14 protein-coding genes are annotated in these 16,018 nt (G+C 66.9%); 3 read left to right on the forward strand and 11 right to left on the reverse strand.

Going from position 1 to position 16,018, the window contains the following annotated elements; genetic code table 11:
• Positions 1 to 181 precede the first annotated feature (181 nt).
• Positions 182 to 1,582, reverse strand: a complete 1,401-nt coding sequence (locus tag FPH17_RS00220; protein ID WP_154878244.1) for an NAD(P)/FAD-dependent oxidoreductase — start codon at positions 1,580 to 1,582, stop codon at positions 182 to 184.
• 141 nt (positions 1,583 to 1,723) lie between these two features.
• Between FPH17_RS00220 and FPH17_RS00225 the strand changes: the two genes are divergently transcribed.
• Positions 1,724 to 3,022, forward strand: coding sequence for an SAM-dependent methyltransferase (locus FPH17_RS00225; protein WP_244288027.1), 1,299 nt, complete (start codon positions 1,724 to 1,726; stop codon positions 3,020 to 3,022).
• Positions 3,023 to 3,134: 112 nt separating this feature from the next.
• On the opposite strand, the gene FPH17_RS00230 is transcribed toward FPH17_RS00225, so the two are convergent.
• The gene (locus tag FPH17_RS00230; protein ID WP_154878245.1) at positions 3,135 to 3,869 is read right to left on the reverse strand and encodes a YceI family protein; all 735 of its coding nucleotides are present in this window, start codon (positions 3,867 to 3,869) and stop codon (positions 3,135 to 3,137) included.
• A 475-nt stretch (positions 3,870 to 4,344) separates the two neighbouring features.
• On the opposite strand from FPH17_RS00230, the gene FPH17_RS00240 reads away from it, so the two are divergent.
• Positions 4,345 to 4,716 carry an RNA polymerase-binding protein RbpA gene (locus FPH17_RS00240; protein WP_095276641.1) on the forward strand — a complete coding sequence of 124 codons (372 nt, stop codon included), beginning with the start codon at positions 4,345 to 4,347 and terminating at the stop codon, positions 4,714 to 4,716.
• Between the two features lie 60 nt (positions 4,717 to 4,776).
• Here FPH17_RS00240 and FPH17_RS00245 read toward each other — a convergent pair whose 3' ends face one another.
• From FPH17_RS00245 to FPH17_RS00270, 6 genes are all read right to left on the reverse strand, one after another.
• The gene (locus FPH17_RS00245) at positions 4,777 to 5,763 is read right to left on the reverse strand and encodes a polyprenol monophosphomannose synthase (protein ID WP_154878247.1); all 987 of its coding nucleotides are present in this window, start codon (positions 5,761 to 5,763) and stop codon (positions 4,777 to 4,779) included.
• Between the two features lie 95 nt (positions 5,764 to 5,858).
• Positions 5,859 to 7,391 (reverse strand): apolipoprotein N-acyltransferase, encoded by a 1,533-nt coding sequence (gene lnt / locus FPH17_RS00250; RefSeq protein ID WP_203085489.1) that lies wholly within the window; start codon positions 7,389 to 7,391, stop codon positions 5,859 to 5,861.
• Entirely contained in the window at positions 7,392 to 7,976 is a 585-nt protein-coding gene (locus tag FPH17_RS00255; RefSeq protein ID WP_154878248.1) for an FxsA family protein, read from the reverse strand.
• Positions 7,977 to 7,985: 9 nt separating this feature from the next.
• Complete coding sequence (locus FPH17_RS00260) at positions 7,986 to 9,185, reverse strand: lipase family protein (protein WP_154878249.1); 1,200 nt, start codon at positions 9,183 to 9,185, stop codon at positions 7,986 to 7,988.
• 5 nt (positions 9,186 to 9,190) lie between these two features.
• Positions 9,191 to 9,967 carry an SDR family NAD(P)-dependent oxidoreductase gene (locus tag FPH17_RS00265; protein ID WP_154878250.1) on the reverse strand — a complete coding sequence of 259 codons (777 nt, stop codon included), beginning with the start codon at positions 9,965 to 9,967 and terminating at the stop codon, positions 9,191 to 9,193.
• A 4-nt stretch (positions 9,968 to 9,971) separates the two neighbouring features.
• A complete protein-coding gene (locus tag FPH17_RS00270; protein WP_154878251.1) occupies positions 9,972 to 11,072 on the reverse strand; it encodes a M24 family metallopeptidase in 1,101 nt (366 codons plus the stop codon).
• Between the two features lie 33 nt (positions 11,073 to 11,105).
• On the opposite strand from FPH17_RS00270, the gene FPH17_RS00275 reads away from it, so the two are divergent.
• Positions 11,106 to 11,729 carry a trypsin-like peptidase domain-containing protein gene (locus tag FPH17_RS00275; RefSeq protein WP_154878252.1) on the forward strand — a complete coding sequence of 208 codons (624 nt, stop codon included), beginning with the start codon at positions 11,106 to 11,108 and terminating at the stop codon, positions 11,727 to 11,729.
• On the opposite strand, the gene FPH17_RS00280 is transcribed toward FPH17_RS00275, so the two are convergent.
• The 3 genes from FPH17_RS00280 to tatA all read right to left on the reverse strand — a co-directional run bounded on the left by FPH17_RS00280 (position 11,726) and on the right by tatA (position 15,957).
• Positions 11,726 to 14,605: a DEAD/DEAH box helicase gene (locus tag FPH17_RS00280; RefSeq protein WP_154878253.1), complete on the reverse strand. Its 2,880-nt coding sequence runs from the start codon at positions 14,603 to 14,605 to the stop codon at positions 11,726 to 11,728. The two genes, FPH17_RS00275 and FPH17_RS00280, sit on opposite strands and share 4 nt — an antisense overlap.
• A 5-nt stretch (positions 14,606 to 14,610) precedes the next feature.
• Entirely contained in the window at positions 14,611 to 15,591 is a 981-nt protein-coding gene (gene tatC, locus FPH17_RS00285) for a twin-arginine translocase subunit TatC (protein WP_154878566.1), read from the reverse strand.
• A gap of 78 nt (positions 15,592 to 15,669) precedes the next feature.
• Positions 15,670 to 15,957, reverse strand: coding sequence for a Sec-independent protein translocase subunit TatA (tatA, locus tag FPH17_RS00290; protein WP_095276619.1), 288 nt, complete (start codon positions 15,955 to 15,957; stop codon positions 15,670 to 15,672).
• Positions 15,958 to 16,018 lie beyond the last annotated feature (61 nt).

The raw sequence follows: 16,018 nt of genomic DNA on the forward strand, positions 1-16,018 counted from the left end.
ACCATCGTTGTGGCTCAATTATAAGGTGAGACCATTGCGAACCCGCTACTTTCAACCGTGTGACTTTGGCCACCGGGGGTGAAGTACCCCGGCAGATACAGAAAAAGGCCCGGTCGCGTGGACCGGGCCTCGAATCGTGGGTGTAGGCGGGGGTACGTTACTGCACCTGACGGGGGAGTGTTTAGTTCTCGCCGTTGGTATCGCGAACCTCTTCAAAGGTGTCCTCAGCGCCGTCGACGTTGGCGCGCAGCTTGTCCAGCGCGTTGCGGCCGTGCTGCTGCTGCAGCGTGGTGGCGAGGTTGTAACGGTTCGGGGTGAGCGCGTTGTTGGTCCAGGTGTACATGGACACCAGGCGGTTGCGTACGCCGACGAGGAAGGAGACGTGGACTGCCAGCCACATCATCCAGCCGAGGAAGCCTGCGACCTCGACCTTGCCCATCTTCACCACGGCGTTGTACCGGGAGACGATCGCCATGGAGCCCTTGTCAAAGTACTCGAACTCGTCGCGGGCGGCCGGCGCAACGTCGTGCTCGACCTGCTCCTTGATGATCCGGCCGACGTACTCGCCGGACTGGATCGCCACCTGAGCAACGCCGGGAAGGCGGTTACGGTTCATCATGTCGCCGATGATGAACAGGTTGTCCTTGTCGCCCACGGTGAGGTCCGCGTTGACCGGAACCTTGCCGTTGCGCTCTGCCTCGACGCCGACCTGCTCGGCGATCTGCTTGCCCAGCGGGGAAGCCTGCACGCCTGCGGACCAGATCTTGGTCGCCGCGCGCAGCGTCGTCTCCTCGCCGGAATTGGTGTCCTTGTAGGTGACGCTGCCGGCATCCACGTTGGAAACCAGGGCGTTGAGGACGACGGTGACGCCCTTGCGCTCCAGCTCGCGCTGCGCCTTCTTGCCCAGGCGCTTCCCAAATGGCGGGAGGACCTGCGGCATGCCGTCGATAAGCACGATCTTTGCTTGCGACGGAACGAAGTTCTTGAACTGGCCCTTGAAGGAGCGGTGGGCCATCTCGGCCACCTGGCCAGCCAGCTCGACGCCGGTCGGGCCTGCGCCGACGATGACGAAGGTGAGCAGCTCGTTGCGTTCTTCCTCGGTCTCGGCGAGCTCTGCGCGCTCGAAGGCGGAGACGAGACGGGCGCGGATCTCGAGGGCGTTGTCCACGGTCTTCAGGCCGGGGGCGAATTCGGCGAACTGGTCGTTGCCAAAGTAGGACTGACCGGCGCCCGCGGCGACGACCAGGGAGTCGTACGCGTAGGTGCGGGTGAACGCGCCCTCGTTGGTGGTGACGGTCTGGCCCTCAACGTTGACGTCGGTGACGTCGCCACGCACGACGCTCACGTTGTCCTGGCCCGCGAGAATCTGGCGGACCGAGGTGGCGATCTCACCGCTGGAAAGCAGGCCGGTTGCCACCTGGTAGAGCAGCGGAGCGAAGAGGTGGTAGTTCGTGCGGTTGATCAACGTGATGTCCACGTCCGCATCCGCGAGCTCGCGAGCGGCGAACAGGCCACCGAAACCAGCGCCAATAATGACGACATGGTGGCGGTTGCCTGCGGGACGGTACGGCGCTTCTGCCATAGGTAAGACTCCTTGTACCTAATTTAAAGATAAGTATGGAAATTTCCCCTGCACATACTACGCCGAATCCTTTGAAGCTCCACAGCTGGGTGCCGACGTGGCATCGCCGGGATCCGGCGCGCACCCGCTACCATCAGCCGAGTGACCTCTCCGCACGACATGAACGTGTCCAACGTCCCCGAGCATTTGGCAATTATCGACGCCACCGCGTGGCCAAGCGTGGCCGCAGTCCCCGGAGAGCGACTCGCTAGGTGGCGGGCCGGCCGGGCGGAGGCGCGCTTTGCGGCGGCGTGCGCCAACGCCGGCATCCGCGTTGACGGCGATGCCCCGGACGTCGTGGTGGATTACGCGGAGGTGTTCCAGCGCGTCGCCGCTAACGGCTGGGTCGGGCTGGCCGAGGGGTACTTGGCCGGGGAGTGGCACACGCCGGACTCGGAGCGGCTTGTACAGGTGCTACGCAAACTCGTCCAATCCGGCTACGTGCCGTCCACGCTGCGCGTCGCGCCGGCGCGGTCGCACGAGAGCGGGGAAGTGCCGCCCAGTCTGATTCAGCACTACGCGGGCGACGGCGTGAGCCCGTTCCAGGGCCACTTCGCCACCGGTGTGCCGACGCGGGAGCGGGTGCGCGTGAAGTCGTACGCGCGTGGCGCGGGGCACGGCAACGAGCCCGCGCGACACTTCGTGGACGTGACCGAGATCGCCGCGCCCCAGGATGAGGGGACCACCCGCTCGGATTTGGCGGATGCGCAGGCGCGATCCGTAGCAATGCTCCTGCAGGCGGCGGGCGTGCGCGACCGGTCCCGCGTGCTGGAGTATCCGGCGTCCGGGCCTGCGGTGACGCTGGCGGCCGGGGCCAAGGTCGAGTGCGTGACCAATTCGCCAGAGTCCGCGGACGCGCTGCGTGAGCAGCTCACGTTCGCAGGGGTACCGGGCCAGGTCAGGGTCAAGCGGCTCGGGCGCGGGTACGACGCGGCGGTGTCGCTCGAGCACCTCGAGACGCTGAGCGACGACGACAAAGCCGAGTTTCTCACGCAGCTCGGGTCTGCGGTTGCGCCGGGCGGCAAGGTGGCGATCCAGACGATCGTGGCCGGGCCGGAGATGAATAAGGCGGCGCGGGCGGCGTTGGCGTCGTTGAGGGCGTACGTGTGGCCCGGCCTGAGCTACGCATCCACGGAGACGTTGGCGCGGATCGTGGACCGCAAGACCGGGCTGCGCATCATCGCGGAGACGCACGCGCCACAGCACCTCGCGACGTCGCTGGGATTGCAGCGCGCCACCTTTGATTCGCACCTGCGTGACGCGGCCGCGGACGGGTTCGATCCGGTGTACCGGCGACTGTGGGTGTGGCAGCTCGCGCTGCGTCAGGCGCTCGCGGAGCTGCGGATGATTGATCTCACGCAACTGACGCTCACGGCGCGGAACCGGCGGGGGCGGCGGTAGATGGAGGGGCGTGGTGGCGTCGACAAGCGTGGGCCCGCGCGTTAGTTGACATAATGTACATTATCGGACAAATGCGCATATATATTACGTCAAGTGACGTAATATAGGATGGCTATTGGTGCATGTTGAGGCGGACGTTGACCTCGCCCTGCTCGTCAATCTTTGCCGCCACGAACTCCGGCGACTCGACGCCGTAATCCGCCCGGTTGATCGGGACATCGCCCGCGACGATCAGCGACGAGCCGGAGCGCGCGACGTCGAACTCGTGCGTCACCGTGTTTGTCTCGCCGTGGATGGTCATCTCGCCGGTGAGCTCCACCTTGGCCACGGAGCCGTCATCCGGCACCTTGGACACGTCCGCAGGCTCCGTGACGCGGAACGTCGCCTCCGGGAACTGGTCCGTGTGCAGGATCTTGCGGCGAACGTTGGAATCGCGGACGTCGCTATCGCTCGTCAGGTTGGTCATGTCGACGGTGATCTCGCCCGCAGTGAGCGTGCCGGCCTCAATATCCGCCGAGCCGCTCACACCCTCCGTTGAGCCCGAGGTGACCTTCTCTTGGCCCGGGAGGATCTCAAAGAACGTAAAGCCCGCCGACGAGCCGTTTGGGCCCGGGCGTGACGAGACTTCCCAGTGGCCGTCGAGAGGCGTATCGGCGGCCTTGAGGCGTGACTCATCAATACCTTCGGTCTTCACGCCGTGTCCAAACAGACCCCCGAGCGCGAGCGGGACGAACGCGACCGCAAGCAAAATGACCACGATGATTGACCCGGCGACGATGAGCAGCGTCCGTCGGCGCTTCAGCGCGGCCTCGTCGAAACCTTTGCCAGCTTCAGTGCCGTTGTGCATGCCTATTACCTTAACCTCTCGATACTGTGGGACAGATTCACCATTTCGTCACACAAGTGACGTAATTCCTCTGGGGTCGCGCCCTCGCTTGCCGCGGTCTGGACGTCCTCCGCCGCGCACCGCAGCTGGTATAGCTGATCGCGCAGGTCCGTAACCTTTTTCGGCGAGAGGATGACTGCGTCCGCAGGGATTTGGGTGCCGGAGAGCGAGTGCCGCTGCTCGTACGCGCGCTGCTTGCACGAGGCGCTACAGAACTTCCTTCGGCGGCCTCTACCCTGCTGCTCGGGCATCTGCCCTCCGCACCACGCGCACGTGGGCGCCTGCTTTCCTTCGCTAGCCACACGGCAAGCCTAATACACGCGCCGCGCCAAACCCCATCCGCGGGAACAATGCGGGCAGGTTGACCGTTATACTGTATCGACTGGGAATGCTTGCAATGGCTTGCAGTGACTCGCAATGAAGGGATTGATACAGCATGGCTGATCGTGTGCTCCGTGGAAGCCGCATGGGTGCAGTGAGCTACGAAACCGACAGGGACCACGACCTGGCCCCGCGCCAGATGGCAAAGTACCGCACCCCCGACGGGGAGGTTTTTGAGGTCCCCTTCGCTGATGATGCGGAGATCCCCGAGGAGTGGATGTGCAAGAATGGCCAGCTCGGCACGCTGATTGAGGGCGAGGGCGTGGAGTCCAAGCCGGCCAAGCCGCCGCGCACCCACTGGGACATGCTGCGGGAGCGCCGCAGCATCGAGGAGCTCGACGTCCTGCTCGAGGAGCGCCTCGAGCACCTGCGCAAGCGCCGCCGCGCCGCCGCGCGACTGGCAAAGGAGCAGCAGGGCGAGAAGTAAGCCCCGAACATACGCAACGGCCCGGCACAGTGAGTCCACTGTGGTCCGGGCCGTTGGTGCTTAGCGCTGCTTCTTGGTTGCCTCGTAGCGCGCGAGGCCGAGGCCCTCGCTGATCATCTCAGTCGCCTGGCTCACCATGTCGGTGACCTTGCCGGGCACCTTGCGCAGGGCGCTGTTGCTCAGCTCGTAGTTGCTCAGCTTCGCGCCCTCGGCGATCATGTTGACCACCTGCTCCGGCAGCTGGTCAACTTTCGCGCCGAGGCGGGAGAGCTTCGAGTTATCAAACTCGTACTGAAGCAGCTTGCCGCCCTCCTTGGACATCTCGCTGATCTTCCAGGACTTCTCCTTGACTCCCCACTTCGTCACCTCGATGAGGGACTGGCCGGCGAAGCTCGCGTCCAGCTTGGACTCGCCCAGCGTGCGGTCCTCAAAGGTGATGGGCACCTCGCGCACGTCGAAGCCGGCGTCGATGACCTTGTGCGCCAGGTCCACCTGGAAGATGTAGCCCTTGTTGGACAGCGCGTCCAGGTCGATGGCCTCGAGGACCTCGCGGCGGAACGCGCGGTAGCCGGCGGTCATATCGGCGACGTCGTCACCGAGCGCCAGCGAGATGTACTGGTTGCCCAGCTTGGACAGCAGATAGCGCTGGCGGGGCCAGTTCTTCGCCTCGCCGCCCTCGACGTAGCGGGAGCCAATCACCAGGTCGCCGCCGCCCTCAATCGCGGCGAGCAGGCGCGGCAGCTCCTCCGGCTTGTGGGAGCCGTCCGCGTCCATCTGGCACAGCACGGCGTAGTCACGCTCCAGGCCCCAGCGGAAGCCGGCGCGGTAGGCGGCGAGCAGGCCCTCCTTGCCGGCGCGGTGCAGGACGTGGACCTCCTCGTGCTTCGCCGCCAGCTCATCAGCCTTGTCGCCGGTGCCGTCCGGAGAGTTGTCGTCCACGATCAGCAGGTCGACCTCCGGGTTCGCCGTCAGTACGCGCTCCGTAATCAGCGGGATGTTCTCCAGCTCGTTGTAGGTGGGGATGATCACCAGCGTTGCGTTCGCCATGGGCGATTGACTCCTTTTGCAGATACGTCTTGTTGGGTATTCGTTTCGGTTCGCGGAAGTGGGTGCGGGCCTGTGGTGGGGCCGCGTGGGCGTCGCTAAGCCATGCGCTCCTTCTCCGCGGGACCCTTAGCAGCATACTCGCGCTTGGGGCGCGCCACGGCACCGAGCGCGACCGCGGCGCCGCCGAGCACCAACAGCCACTCTAGCCACTGGCCGAACCGCACGGCTGGGGTGATGGAGTCCTTGAGCGGGAGCTCCTCCTGCAGGTGCGCGGCCTGGAAAATCTCGCTCTGTTGGGAGACGGAACCATCCGGGTGCACGATTGCAGAGACCCCGGAGGTCGCGGCGACGACCACGGCGCGGTCGGTCTCGATCGCGCGCATGCGGCTCATGGCCAGTTGCTGGTAGGTCATGTCGGTGAAGCCGAAGGTCGCGTTGTTCGTCGGGGTGGCCAGCAGCTGCGCGCCGTTGCGCACCGCCATGCGGTAAGCCGGGTCCTCCGCGACCTCGTAGCACGTGGCCACGCCGACGACCGTCGACCCCATCCGGACCACGCCCGGGCCATCGCCGGGCTTGAAGTCCCCGGCCAGATCCACCATGTCGGAGAAGTTGCGGAAGAAGTCGCGCATGGGCATGTACTCGCCAAACGGCTGGAGGAAGCGCTTGTTGTGCCGCTCGCCCACCGAGCCGTCCGGGTTGATGACCACCATGGTGTTGCGCTCCCCGACCTGGTCGCGCGTGAGTGTGCCCACCAGGACTGGGACGCCGACAGCCGCGGCGGCCTCCTTGACCAGCGCGCCCGCCTCCGGGTCCGTAAACGGGTTGACGTCCGAGGCGTTCTCCGGCCAGATCACCAGGTCAAGCGGCTGGCCTTGATCCTTCGCGTCCTGCGCCAGCCGCTTGGTCTCCTCCACGTGATTGCTCAGCACCGCGCGGCGCTGCGCGTTGAAATCCAGCCCGAGCCGCGGGACGTTGCCCTGCACTGCCGCCGCGCGGGCCGTCCCGACCTCGTGGTCTGGCGTGTTGACCGCAGCCGACGCCGCAAGCCCCAAGACCAACGGCGCCACGACCGCGACCCCGCCCGCAGCGCGTGCGCGCCCGTGGGCGACCACCAGCGCCGCCAGCCCTGCGCCGGCGAGCACCACCGACAGCGTCACGAGCGCAGGCCCGCCGAAGTGCGCGAGGTTGCCAAGCGGACCGCCGATCTGCCCCCAAGCGAGCCGCACCCAGGCGAACCCACCGAACGGGAACGAGGAGCGGCAGAACTCCACGGCCACGTAGACCAGCGCGAATGCGGCGAAGCCGTATCGCCAGCGGGCAACGAGCGTGCCGAAGGCGCCGGTGGCCAGCGCGTACAGCGCCAGGAATACGGAGAGCGCCACATACGGCATCGCGCCCACGAACTCACCGATCCACGGCAGCAGCAGGAGGTAGCACACCAGCGCCTGGACGAGGCCGAGACCAGCGCCCTTCCACACCCCTGGCCGCGCGCTCCCCCACGGCGCGAGCGCGCCAAAGAGCAGCGCCATCGCGAGAACGCCCGCCCACCAGAGCCCGTGCGGCTCGTAGGACAGGTACGCCAGCGCGCCCGCCCCCGCAGCCAGCAGCAGTCGCAGCACTCCCTGCACCTACTTGTCCTTTCCGCCGTCGGGCCCTTTACTTGTCGACGCCCCTCCGTCTCCATCGAAACGATCATTTTTCGGGCCTTCGGCGCGGAACATGGCCTCGAGCTCGTCGGCGTCAATGACGTCGTGTTCCGTGTCCTGCTCGTGCGCCTGGTGGTTGCCTGCCTGCCGTCCCGCGCCGAAGTTGCCGTAGCTGGTCTGGAACTGCGACAGCGGCGAGGTGTTGTACACGCGGACACCGAAGTTTTCCATGCTTCGGATTGTCCGCGCTCGGATGAAGCGGCGCAGGAACCCGCGGGTGGGGCTGAAGATGAGCAGGAACCCGAGCAGGGAGCTGACGAAGCCGGGAATGATGCACAGCAGCCATCCCGTCATCAACAGGGCGGAGTCCCCCGCTACCCTGCCGAGCGACGAGCGGCCCTCGGCGGCGTTCACCAGCGTGCCCCGCAGCGCGAGGCTGGCGAGCGCACCACCGAGAAACATCAGCACGAAGATGGCGAGCAGTGCCCAGCCGACGCCGATGAGCTTGGCAACGCCGAAGAACGCGAGTGCCTCAATGAGAAAATAGGCGAAAATAAACAGCGGCATGCGGCCAGACTACCTGTCCAGCTGTCGCACGAGCCATTTGACGTCACCGGCCAGATGTTGGAAATACGGGCCATAGTGGTTGACGCCCGTCCTGCCCGGGATGCGCGGCATGCGGCGCGTCTGCAGCGGAATCTCCCACGCTTCCGCGAGCGCAGTGAGCTGCGGGTACGGGATGATGTCGTCGTGGAGTGAGCCCCAGAACCGGGTCGGGATGCGCAGCGGGCGCCTGCGTCCGAGCGCGATCGACTCGAGGTGCTCGGAGGTGCCAGGGAGGGCGTGAAGGAGCTCCGCCATGCTGAGGCCACTGCGCGTCCACCGGTTCGTGTGCGCCCAGGGGCGGCGAAGCGACGCCCCGACGGCACAGAGGTCCGAGTCCGCCAGGATCGTCGCGGCACCTTCGGGGCTGAGGTGCGGCAGGATCTCATCCGCCAGATCCGGGTGGTGCGCCATGAGGCCCGCGACGGCGTAAAGGATTACTACGGAAGGCATGGCGCCGTCGACGTGGTCGAGCATCGGCACGAGCGCGGCCGGGGGCGCGCCGACGACGGCGGCTTGCGGCTGAAGATCCGGGGCGTACTCCGGGCGTTCGAGCCAGGCGCCCACTGCCCCGCCGCCCTGGGAGAAGCCCCACAAGCCGAGCACAGTGGTGTCGACGGAGAGGGATGAGGCGGCGCGGGCGGCGTCGATGAGCGACTGCGCGGCGGCGACATGGTCGCAGTACAGCTGCACGTTCTCTGCCGGGTTGCGGGGGTAGTCGGTGAGCACGACGTTGGCGCCGGCCGCGAGCAACAGGTTGATCGCCGGCTGCTCGTAGGCGGCGATCAGGTCCCACGGCGCGCGGCGCGGGGCGAGGCCGACGGTGCACGAGTACGAGGGGTTGCAGCGCGGGGCGACGCCCTGTGTGGAGGGGGCGAATGCGATGGTGGGACGCGGGCCGTGGCCCGGCCAGGGGGTGCGCGAGCGGAAGACCGCCCCGGTGGCGGTGAGCGCACGGCCGTCCTCGTCCGCCGTGACGTAGTCGATCCCCCAGACGTCGGCGGGGTTGAGACGCTTGGTCAGGCCTACGGCCTTGATTTCGCGGGCGGTGAGGAGGGATCCGGGAGTCATGCCCGTCACCCACGTCGGCGTGGTGTGCTCCGGCTCGGTGCGGCGGGGGTCGTGGAGGGCGTCGACAAGCAGCCCCGCGACCGTGCGGGTGAGAGGAAACATGTGGCCTACCTCGGCATATGACGCCAGATCGGGCGCGGAACAAGGCGCATGACCAGCGCGAGCGCGGCAAGGCGGCGCGGGATCCACACGGTTGTGCTGCGGCCCCGCTGGGCGGCGTCCACGACCGCATCGGCGACATCGTCCGGGGTCACCGACATGATCGCGGGCGTCATTCCCTCCGTCATCGAGCCGATGACAAACCCGGGGCGCGCGGTGATCAAGTGCAGCGCCGAGCCGAGAAGCCGGTCCGCCAGGCCCTGGCAGAACGCGTCGAGCCCCGCCTTGGTGGATCCGTAGACGTAATTCGCGCGGCGGGCCCGCCAGCCGGCGATGGATGAGAACGCGAAGATGTTGCCGCGGCCCATGACGTCCGCCAGCACGGTCAGCGCGCTGATTTGTGCGAGGTAGTCCACGCTGCCGATCCGGACGGCCTCGGACTCGTCGCGCTCGGCACGCGACTGATCGCCGAGGACGCCAAACGCGACAACCGCGGTGGTGATCTCCTCCGCGGCGTACACGGATTCCACTATCCGGCGGTGGGATTCGAGCTCCGTGGCCTCGAACCGGACGCACTCGACGCGGGTGGCGCCGGCTTCGCGCAGACGCTTCGCGATGGCGCGGGCATCAGCGCGTTCGGGCTCGCGCATGGCCAGCACGACCCTCCGCCCGGAGCAGACGCGCAGGGCGATGGCGGTGCCAATGTCGCTGGTGCCGCCGAGCACGAGCACCGTGCCGGTGGTGGGCGGTTCGGCGGTCCTCCCGCCGCGGATGCGTCGAGCCATGGCCTTAGCGGAGGTCGCGGGAGACGTTATCCAGCGAGACTGCGCCGTCCTCGTCCAGGTAAACGATGTCTTCCAGGCGCATGCCCCACTTGCCCGGCACGTAGATGCCCGGCTCGATGGAAAACGCCATGTTGGCCTGCAACGCGGTGTCGTTGCCGGCGATGATGAACGGGTCCTCGTGGCCCGCCAGGCCGATGCCGTGGCCCAGGCGGTGCGTGAAGTACTCGCCGTACCCGGCCTCCTCGATCACGCCGCGCGCCACCGCGTCCAGCTCGCCGGCGGTGATGCCGGGGCGTGCCGCGGTGACCGCCGCCTGGTGGGCGCGGAACAGTACCTCGTAGGCCTTGACCACCTCGGGATCCGCCTTCGCAGGGTCGCCGCCCACGATGTAGGTGCGGGTGCAGTCCGAGTGGTAACCCGAATCCAGCGTGCCGCCCAGGTCCACGACAACCACGTCGCCGTCTTCCAGCACGCGCTCGGAGAAGTCGTGGTGCGGGTTGGCGCCGTTTTCGCCGGAGCCGACGATGACAAAGTCGACGGACTCGTGCTCGTCCATGATCAGGCGGTCCAGCTCGGCGGCCACCTGCGCCTCGGTGCGGCCCGCCACCAGGAATTCCGGCACGCGGGCGTGGACGCGGTCGATTGCCTCGCCGGCGCGCTTGAGCTCTGCCAGCTCGGCCGGTTCCTTAGCCATAAACAGCTCGGCGAGCGTGTCCGTTGCCAGACGAGTTTGCGGGAGCAGCGCCTGCAGCGCGAAGACGTGGTTGGCGGTCAGCGAGCTGCCCAGCGCCACGGGTGCGGACGCATCGAGCGCCTCAGTTGCCAGCTGGTACGGGTCCTGCCCGTCCTGCCAGCCGCGGATTTCCACATCGTCGCCGGCAACGCCCAGGCTGCCAATGTCCGTCACCGGAGCGACGAGGACGGCCCGCCCGTCAGGGCCGATGGCCAGGGCGGTGAGCCGCTCGTGCGAGGAGGCCCAGGAGCCGGTGAGGTAAGCAAACTCCGGGCCGGTGCCGACAACCAGGCCCCCGAGCTTGTGCGCCGCAACGAGCTCGGCGGCACGGGATCGACGGTGTGCGAACGTGGACTGATCTATACGCGTCATGCTGGCAATGATAGGCCAGTTACACTCGAGCGCGTGACCGACCCTGTCCCCTCCTACCCTGACTTGCTCGTACGCTGCTCCGTGGGCGCGCGCTACTGCTCAGGCATCCTTGTTGCTCAGGACACGGTGCTCACCTGCGCCCATTTCCTGCTTCCAGAGCGCCCCGCGCCGTCCCGCATCACGGTGCGCCTGCGGGGCACGCGCCGTCGCGTCCGCGAAGTGCGCATCTTCGACGGCACCGACGTGGCACTCATCACGCTCAATCACGTCCACACCGCCAACGACGCGCCGCCTAGCCCGTACCCGCCCCTCGCCGCGCCCGCGCGCTTGTTTGGAAGCGCGCTGAAACGCACGGTCACGTTCGGATTCGGCGGCGGCGCCACCTCCCCCGCGGCCCGCGACGGGCGATTCCTCATCACGCTTCCGCTCGCCTTTTCGCGCAGCATGCGCACCATCGTGCGCCCGGCGGGCATCGTCGCCAACGCCGCCCCCGCGATCAAGGGGGACTCCGGGGGCCCAGTGCTTATCGACGCCCACCTCGCCGGCATCCAGTCCCTCATCCTCGACCCGTGGCGCGTCAACCTGCACATCGCCTCCGTGTCCCTGCTGAACCAGGAAGTGCGCGACGCCATCGAGGCGGCACGGGCCGCCTGCTAGTTGCCGATGGCGACGACGCCGCGTCGAATAGCATCAATGGCCCGGTTGGCGCTGTCGCGGACCTCGTCGCTGTACCCGGTCTTCTTGACCTGCTCGAGTAGGTCGATAACCTGGCGGCACCAGCGCACAAAGTCGCCGGGGGTCAGCTCGGTGCCGGACTCCGCGGCCGCCGCCAGCGCGTACCCGAGCGGGGCGCCGGCGGTCCACTGGTGCATGGCGAGCGAGAACGCGGGATCCGGGAGTCGGGTTACCGGCAGCTGGTGGCGCTGCTCATCAAAGGAGAGCTCGCCGTAGACGCGCATAGTCTCCCCCATCGCCTCCGCCATTCGGTCCGTGGCAGCCTCCGGTTCGCCGTGCGTGGCCTTGCGGTTTTCAAACACCACCATGGACGCTACGCCGGCGAGCTCCGCGGGGTCCAGCTCGTCCCAAATACCGCGCTTGAGACACTGCGCGACGAGCAGGTCGGAGACGTTGTGGATGCGCGCCAGGCGCTCGCCTTCGTCGGTCACGCGCGGCTCGCCGTCGATGAGCTCGACGTAGTCCATCTCTGTGAGCAGTCCGATGATGCGCTCGAAGGTGCGGCCCAAGGAATCGGTCGAGCGATCCACGCTGTTGGTCAGCCGGCGCAGCTTGCGCTCGTTGCGCACCAGCTCCTCCCCGACCCGCGCGAGCACCTCGCGGTCATGCGGCGGCCACGCGTGCACCGGGTGGTTGTGCATGGCCTCGCGCAGCGCGGTCACCTTCTTGCTGGGCCGAACCCGCACCTTGTCCTTGAGCTTGCGCGGCGCGTTGAAATTCCCGCTGTGCAGCATGTTCACCACTTTGCGGGTGTGCTTGCGCGGCTGGTCCTGCACGTGGCGGGGTACCTTGATTTGCCCAACGACGACCGGCGCGTTGCGGAACGAGCCGGCATCGATGCGCCCGGACCAGCCGCGCTCCGTGGTCACCCACGGGCGAGGATCGCGCTTCTTACCCGCCACCTGCACGACGGCGGCCAGCTCCGGTTTCTTCTTCCCCGGCAGGGCGATGACCTCGCCGACGCGCAGCCGCCCAAGGATCGTCTCCGTCTCCGCCTGGCGGTTTTCCAGCGCGTGGCGGCGCGCGTCTTTCTCGGCCTCAGAGAGGTCGCGGCGCAACTGCAGGTACTCCTCCAGGGCCGCCGCCGGGTCCGTGCCCGGCGGGTTAAAGCCGGCCACGTCTCGTTCCAGTTGCGCGCGCAGGCTGCGTACCTTGGAGCGCAGGCGGTCGATGTCACGCACCTCGCCCACCACGGAGCGGTTGGTCTGAAACTGGGCGAACGACTGCTCGATGAGCCGGATGGAGTCGTCGTAACCGTTCATACCCAGCATGTTGATCGCCATGTTGTACCCGGGCAGGAACTGCGAGATGAGTGGGTAGGTGCGCGTGGATGCCAAGCCTGCCACCTCGTGCGGGTCCATCGCCGGAGACCACTGCACCACCGCGTTGCCGATATGGTCGATGCCGCGGCGGCCCGCGCGGCCGGTGAGCTGCGTGTACTGCCCCGGCGTGAGGTCGACGTGCGCCTCGCCGTTAAACTTGACCAGCTTCTCCAACACGACGGTGCGCGCCGGCATGTTGATGCCCAGCGCAAGCGTTTCGGTGGCGAAGACTACTTTGACCAGACCCCGGACGAACAGCTGCTCCACGATGTGTTTGAACGCGGGGAGCAGGCCGGCGTGGTGGGCGGCAAAGCCGCGCAGCCACGCCGTGCGGAGTTGGCGGAAGTTGAGCACGTTGAGGTCTTCGTCGGGGATGCCTTCGACGCCGGCGTCGATAATAGCCCTTGCCTCCTCCTGCTCTTCCGGGGTGGTGAGCTCCTTGCGGGTGCGCAGGCACTGGAAGAGGGCGCCGTCGCAGCCCGCGCGGGAGAAGATGAAGACGATGGCCGGGAGCATGTCGCGGCTTCCCAGTGCTGCGACGACTTGCGGGCGGCCGACGGGTTTGACCTTGTCCTGGGCGCGCTGGGCGCCGCTGCGGCGGCCGGTGGAGCGGGCGCGGAAGCCGCGTCCCTCCTTGAAGTCGCTGCGGCCCTCGTCGCGGGAGCCGGACTCGATGCGCTCGATCGCGTGGACGAGGGCGCGGTTCACCTTCCCGCCCTCTGTGCTGTCAGTGCCGTATGTGCCGCCGCCCGTGCCGGGTTCAAACAGCGGGAAGATCTTGCGGCCCACCATCATGTACTGGCTTAGCGGGACCGGGCGGTGCTCGGAGACGATCACGCGGGTATCACCGCGCACCGCGTCGAGCCACTCGCCGAACTCCTCGGAATTGGACACGGTAGCGGATAGCCCGACGAGGCTGACGGACTCGTCCAGGTTGAGGATGATTTCCTCCCACACCGCGCCGCGGTCCCGGTCGGCGAGGTAGTGGATTTCATCCATCACCACGTGCGAGAGCCGATCAAGCTGCCGGGAGTCCGCGTAGATCATATTTCGCAGCACCTCGGTGGTCATCACCACGATTTCGGCGGACCCGTTGATGGAGGTGTCGCCGGTGAGGAGGCCGACGGCGTCCTCACCGTGCTCGGCGACGAGGTCGTGGTACTTCTGGTTACTCAGCGCTTTAATCGGCGTGGTGTAGAAGCACTTCGTGCCTTGGTGCAGGGCCAGCGCCACGGCGAACTCGCCCACAATCGTCTTGCCGGAGCCGGTCGGTGCGCACACGAGGACGCCGTGGCCGCGCTCGATGTCTGCGCAGGCCTCCACCTGGAAGTCGTCGAGTGGGAAGGGCTTAGCGTCGCGGAACTCCGGCAGAAACGCTAAGGGTGCGGAAGCCTCAGTGGCCCCTGTGATCTCGGCGGTGTTGTCCTCCGAAAGACTTTGGTTGTCTGACTGTGAGGGGGTAACGCTGGAATCCATGCCCCTTACAGTACGTCGTTGAACGGATCCCCGTGACCGTAGGTGTGCGAGCCACCGCGGCCCGGGGCGGGCGGGGCGCTCGGGGCCGCCGGCGGTGCCGACGGGGAAACCCTCGACGGCGCGCTTGGCCGGGAGGTCGCGCCGACGGGCTGTGCGCGCCCGATGGAGCCGGAGGAGGCGACGGGTCCGGACGCTTGCTCGTCGTCAAGGTCCATCCACTCCGGGCGCGACTGGTTCGTGCGCTTGTCATGAATGCGGCAGAACTGGAAGGCCATCTCCACTAGCACGGTGATGGACAGCGCGAGCGCGACCATGGAGAACGGATCCTGCCCCGGGGTCATGATGGCGGCGAAGATGAAGATGAGCACGATGATCAGGCGGCGCTTGCCCGCGACGTGCTCGTAGCGCAGCACGCCGACGAGGTTGAGCATCACGATGATGAGCGGCAGCTCGAAGCTCACGCCAAAGATGACGATCAACGCGAGCAGGAAGCTGTAATAGTTGCCGCCGGTGAGCGCGCCGACTTGCACTTCGGTGCCGATGGACATGAGCACGTACAGGCCCTTGTCCAGCACGAAGTACGCGAGCACAGCGCCAGCCACAAACAGCGCGACCGCCAGCGTGACAAAGGTAAAGGTGTAGCGGCGCTCGTTCTTGTGCAGCCCCGGGGTGATGAAGTTCCAGATCTGCGTCAGCCATACCGGGGAGGCCAGGACGAGACCGGCGAGGGCGCCGACCTTCAGGCGCAGCATGAACATCTCGAACGGGCTGGTGGCAAGCAGGCGGCACTCGCCGTCGCCGGCCAGGTCTACGCGCAGTTCGCTGGGCAGGTTGCAATAGGGGCCGCGAATGATCTCGCCCAACGGAAAGATGCCCGGCGGGGCGGTCTGATACCAAATGAAGCCGACAATGGTGCCCACCAAAATTGCGGCCATGGACACCATGACGCGCCGGCGTAGCTCCTGGAGGTGCTCTACCAGGCTCATTTCACCGGTCGGGTTTTTCGGCTTCCTCGCGCGCTTGAGCTTCAGCGCCAACGCTTTTCCCCTCTCTGTCGCGAGCGGTTACTGCTGCGCGGGCGGGGTCTGGTTGCGCTGGTGCTCCGGCTTGTCCCAGAAGCTTTCCGGTTGCGCAACGGACTGGGTCTCCGCGTTGCGGCCGGACTCGATCGCGTTCGGCTGAGCCTTGGGTGCCTCGCCCGCGTCGTCGTGCTTCATCTCATCAACCTCGGACTTGAAGATGCGCGCGGAGCGACCCATCGATCGCGCGAGGTCCGGCAACTTGTTTGCGCCGAACAGCAGCAACACGATGACTAGGATGATGAGGAGCTCTGTCCAACCAATGTTTGGCATGGTTTCTCTTTCCACGGGTATCGACGATGCCCTGCAACGAAAACATCGACATCGAATGTTT

Source organism: Corynebacterium gottingense (assembly GCF_007559235.1).
GTDB lineage: Bacteria > Actinomycetota > Actinomycetes > Mycobacteriales > Mycobacteriaceae > Corynebacterium > Corynebacterium gottingense.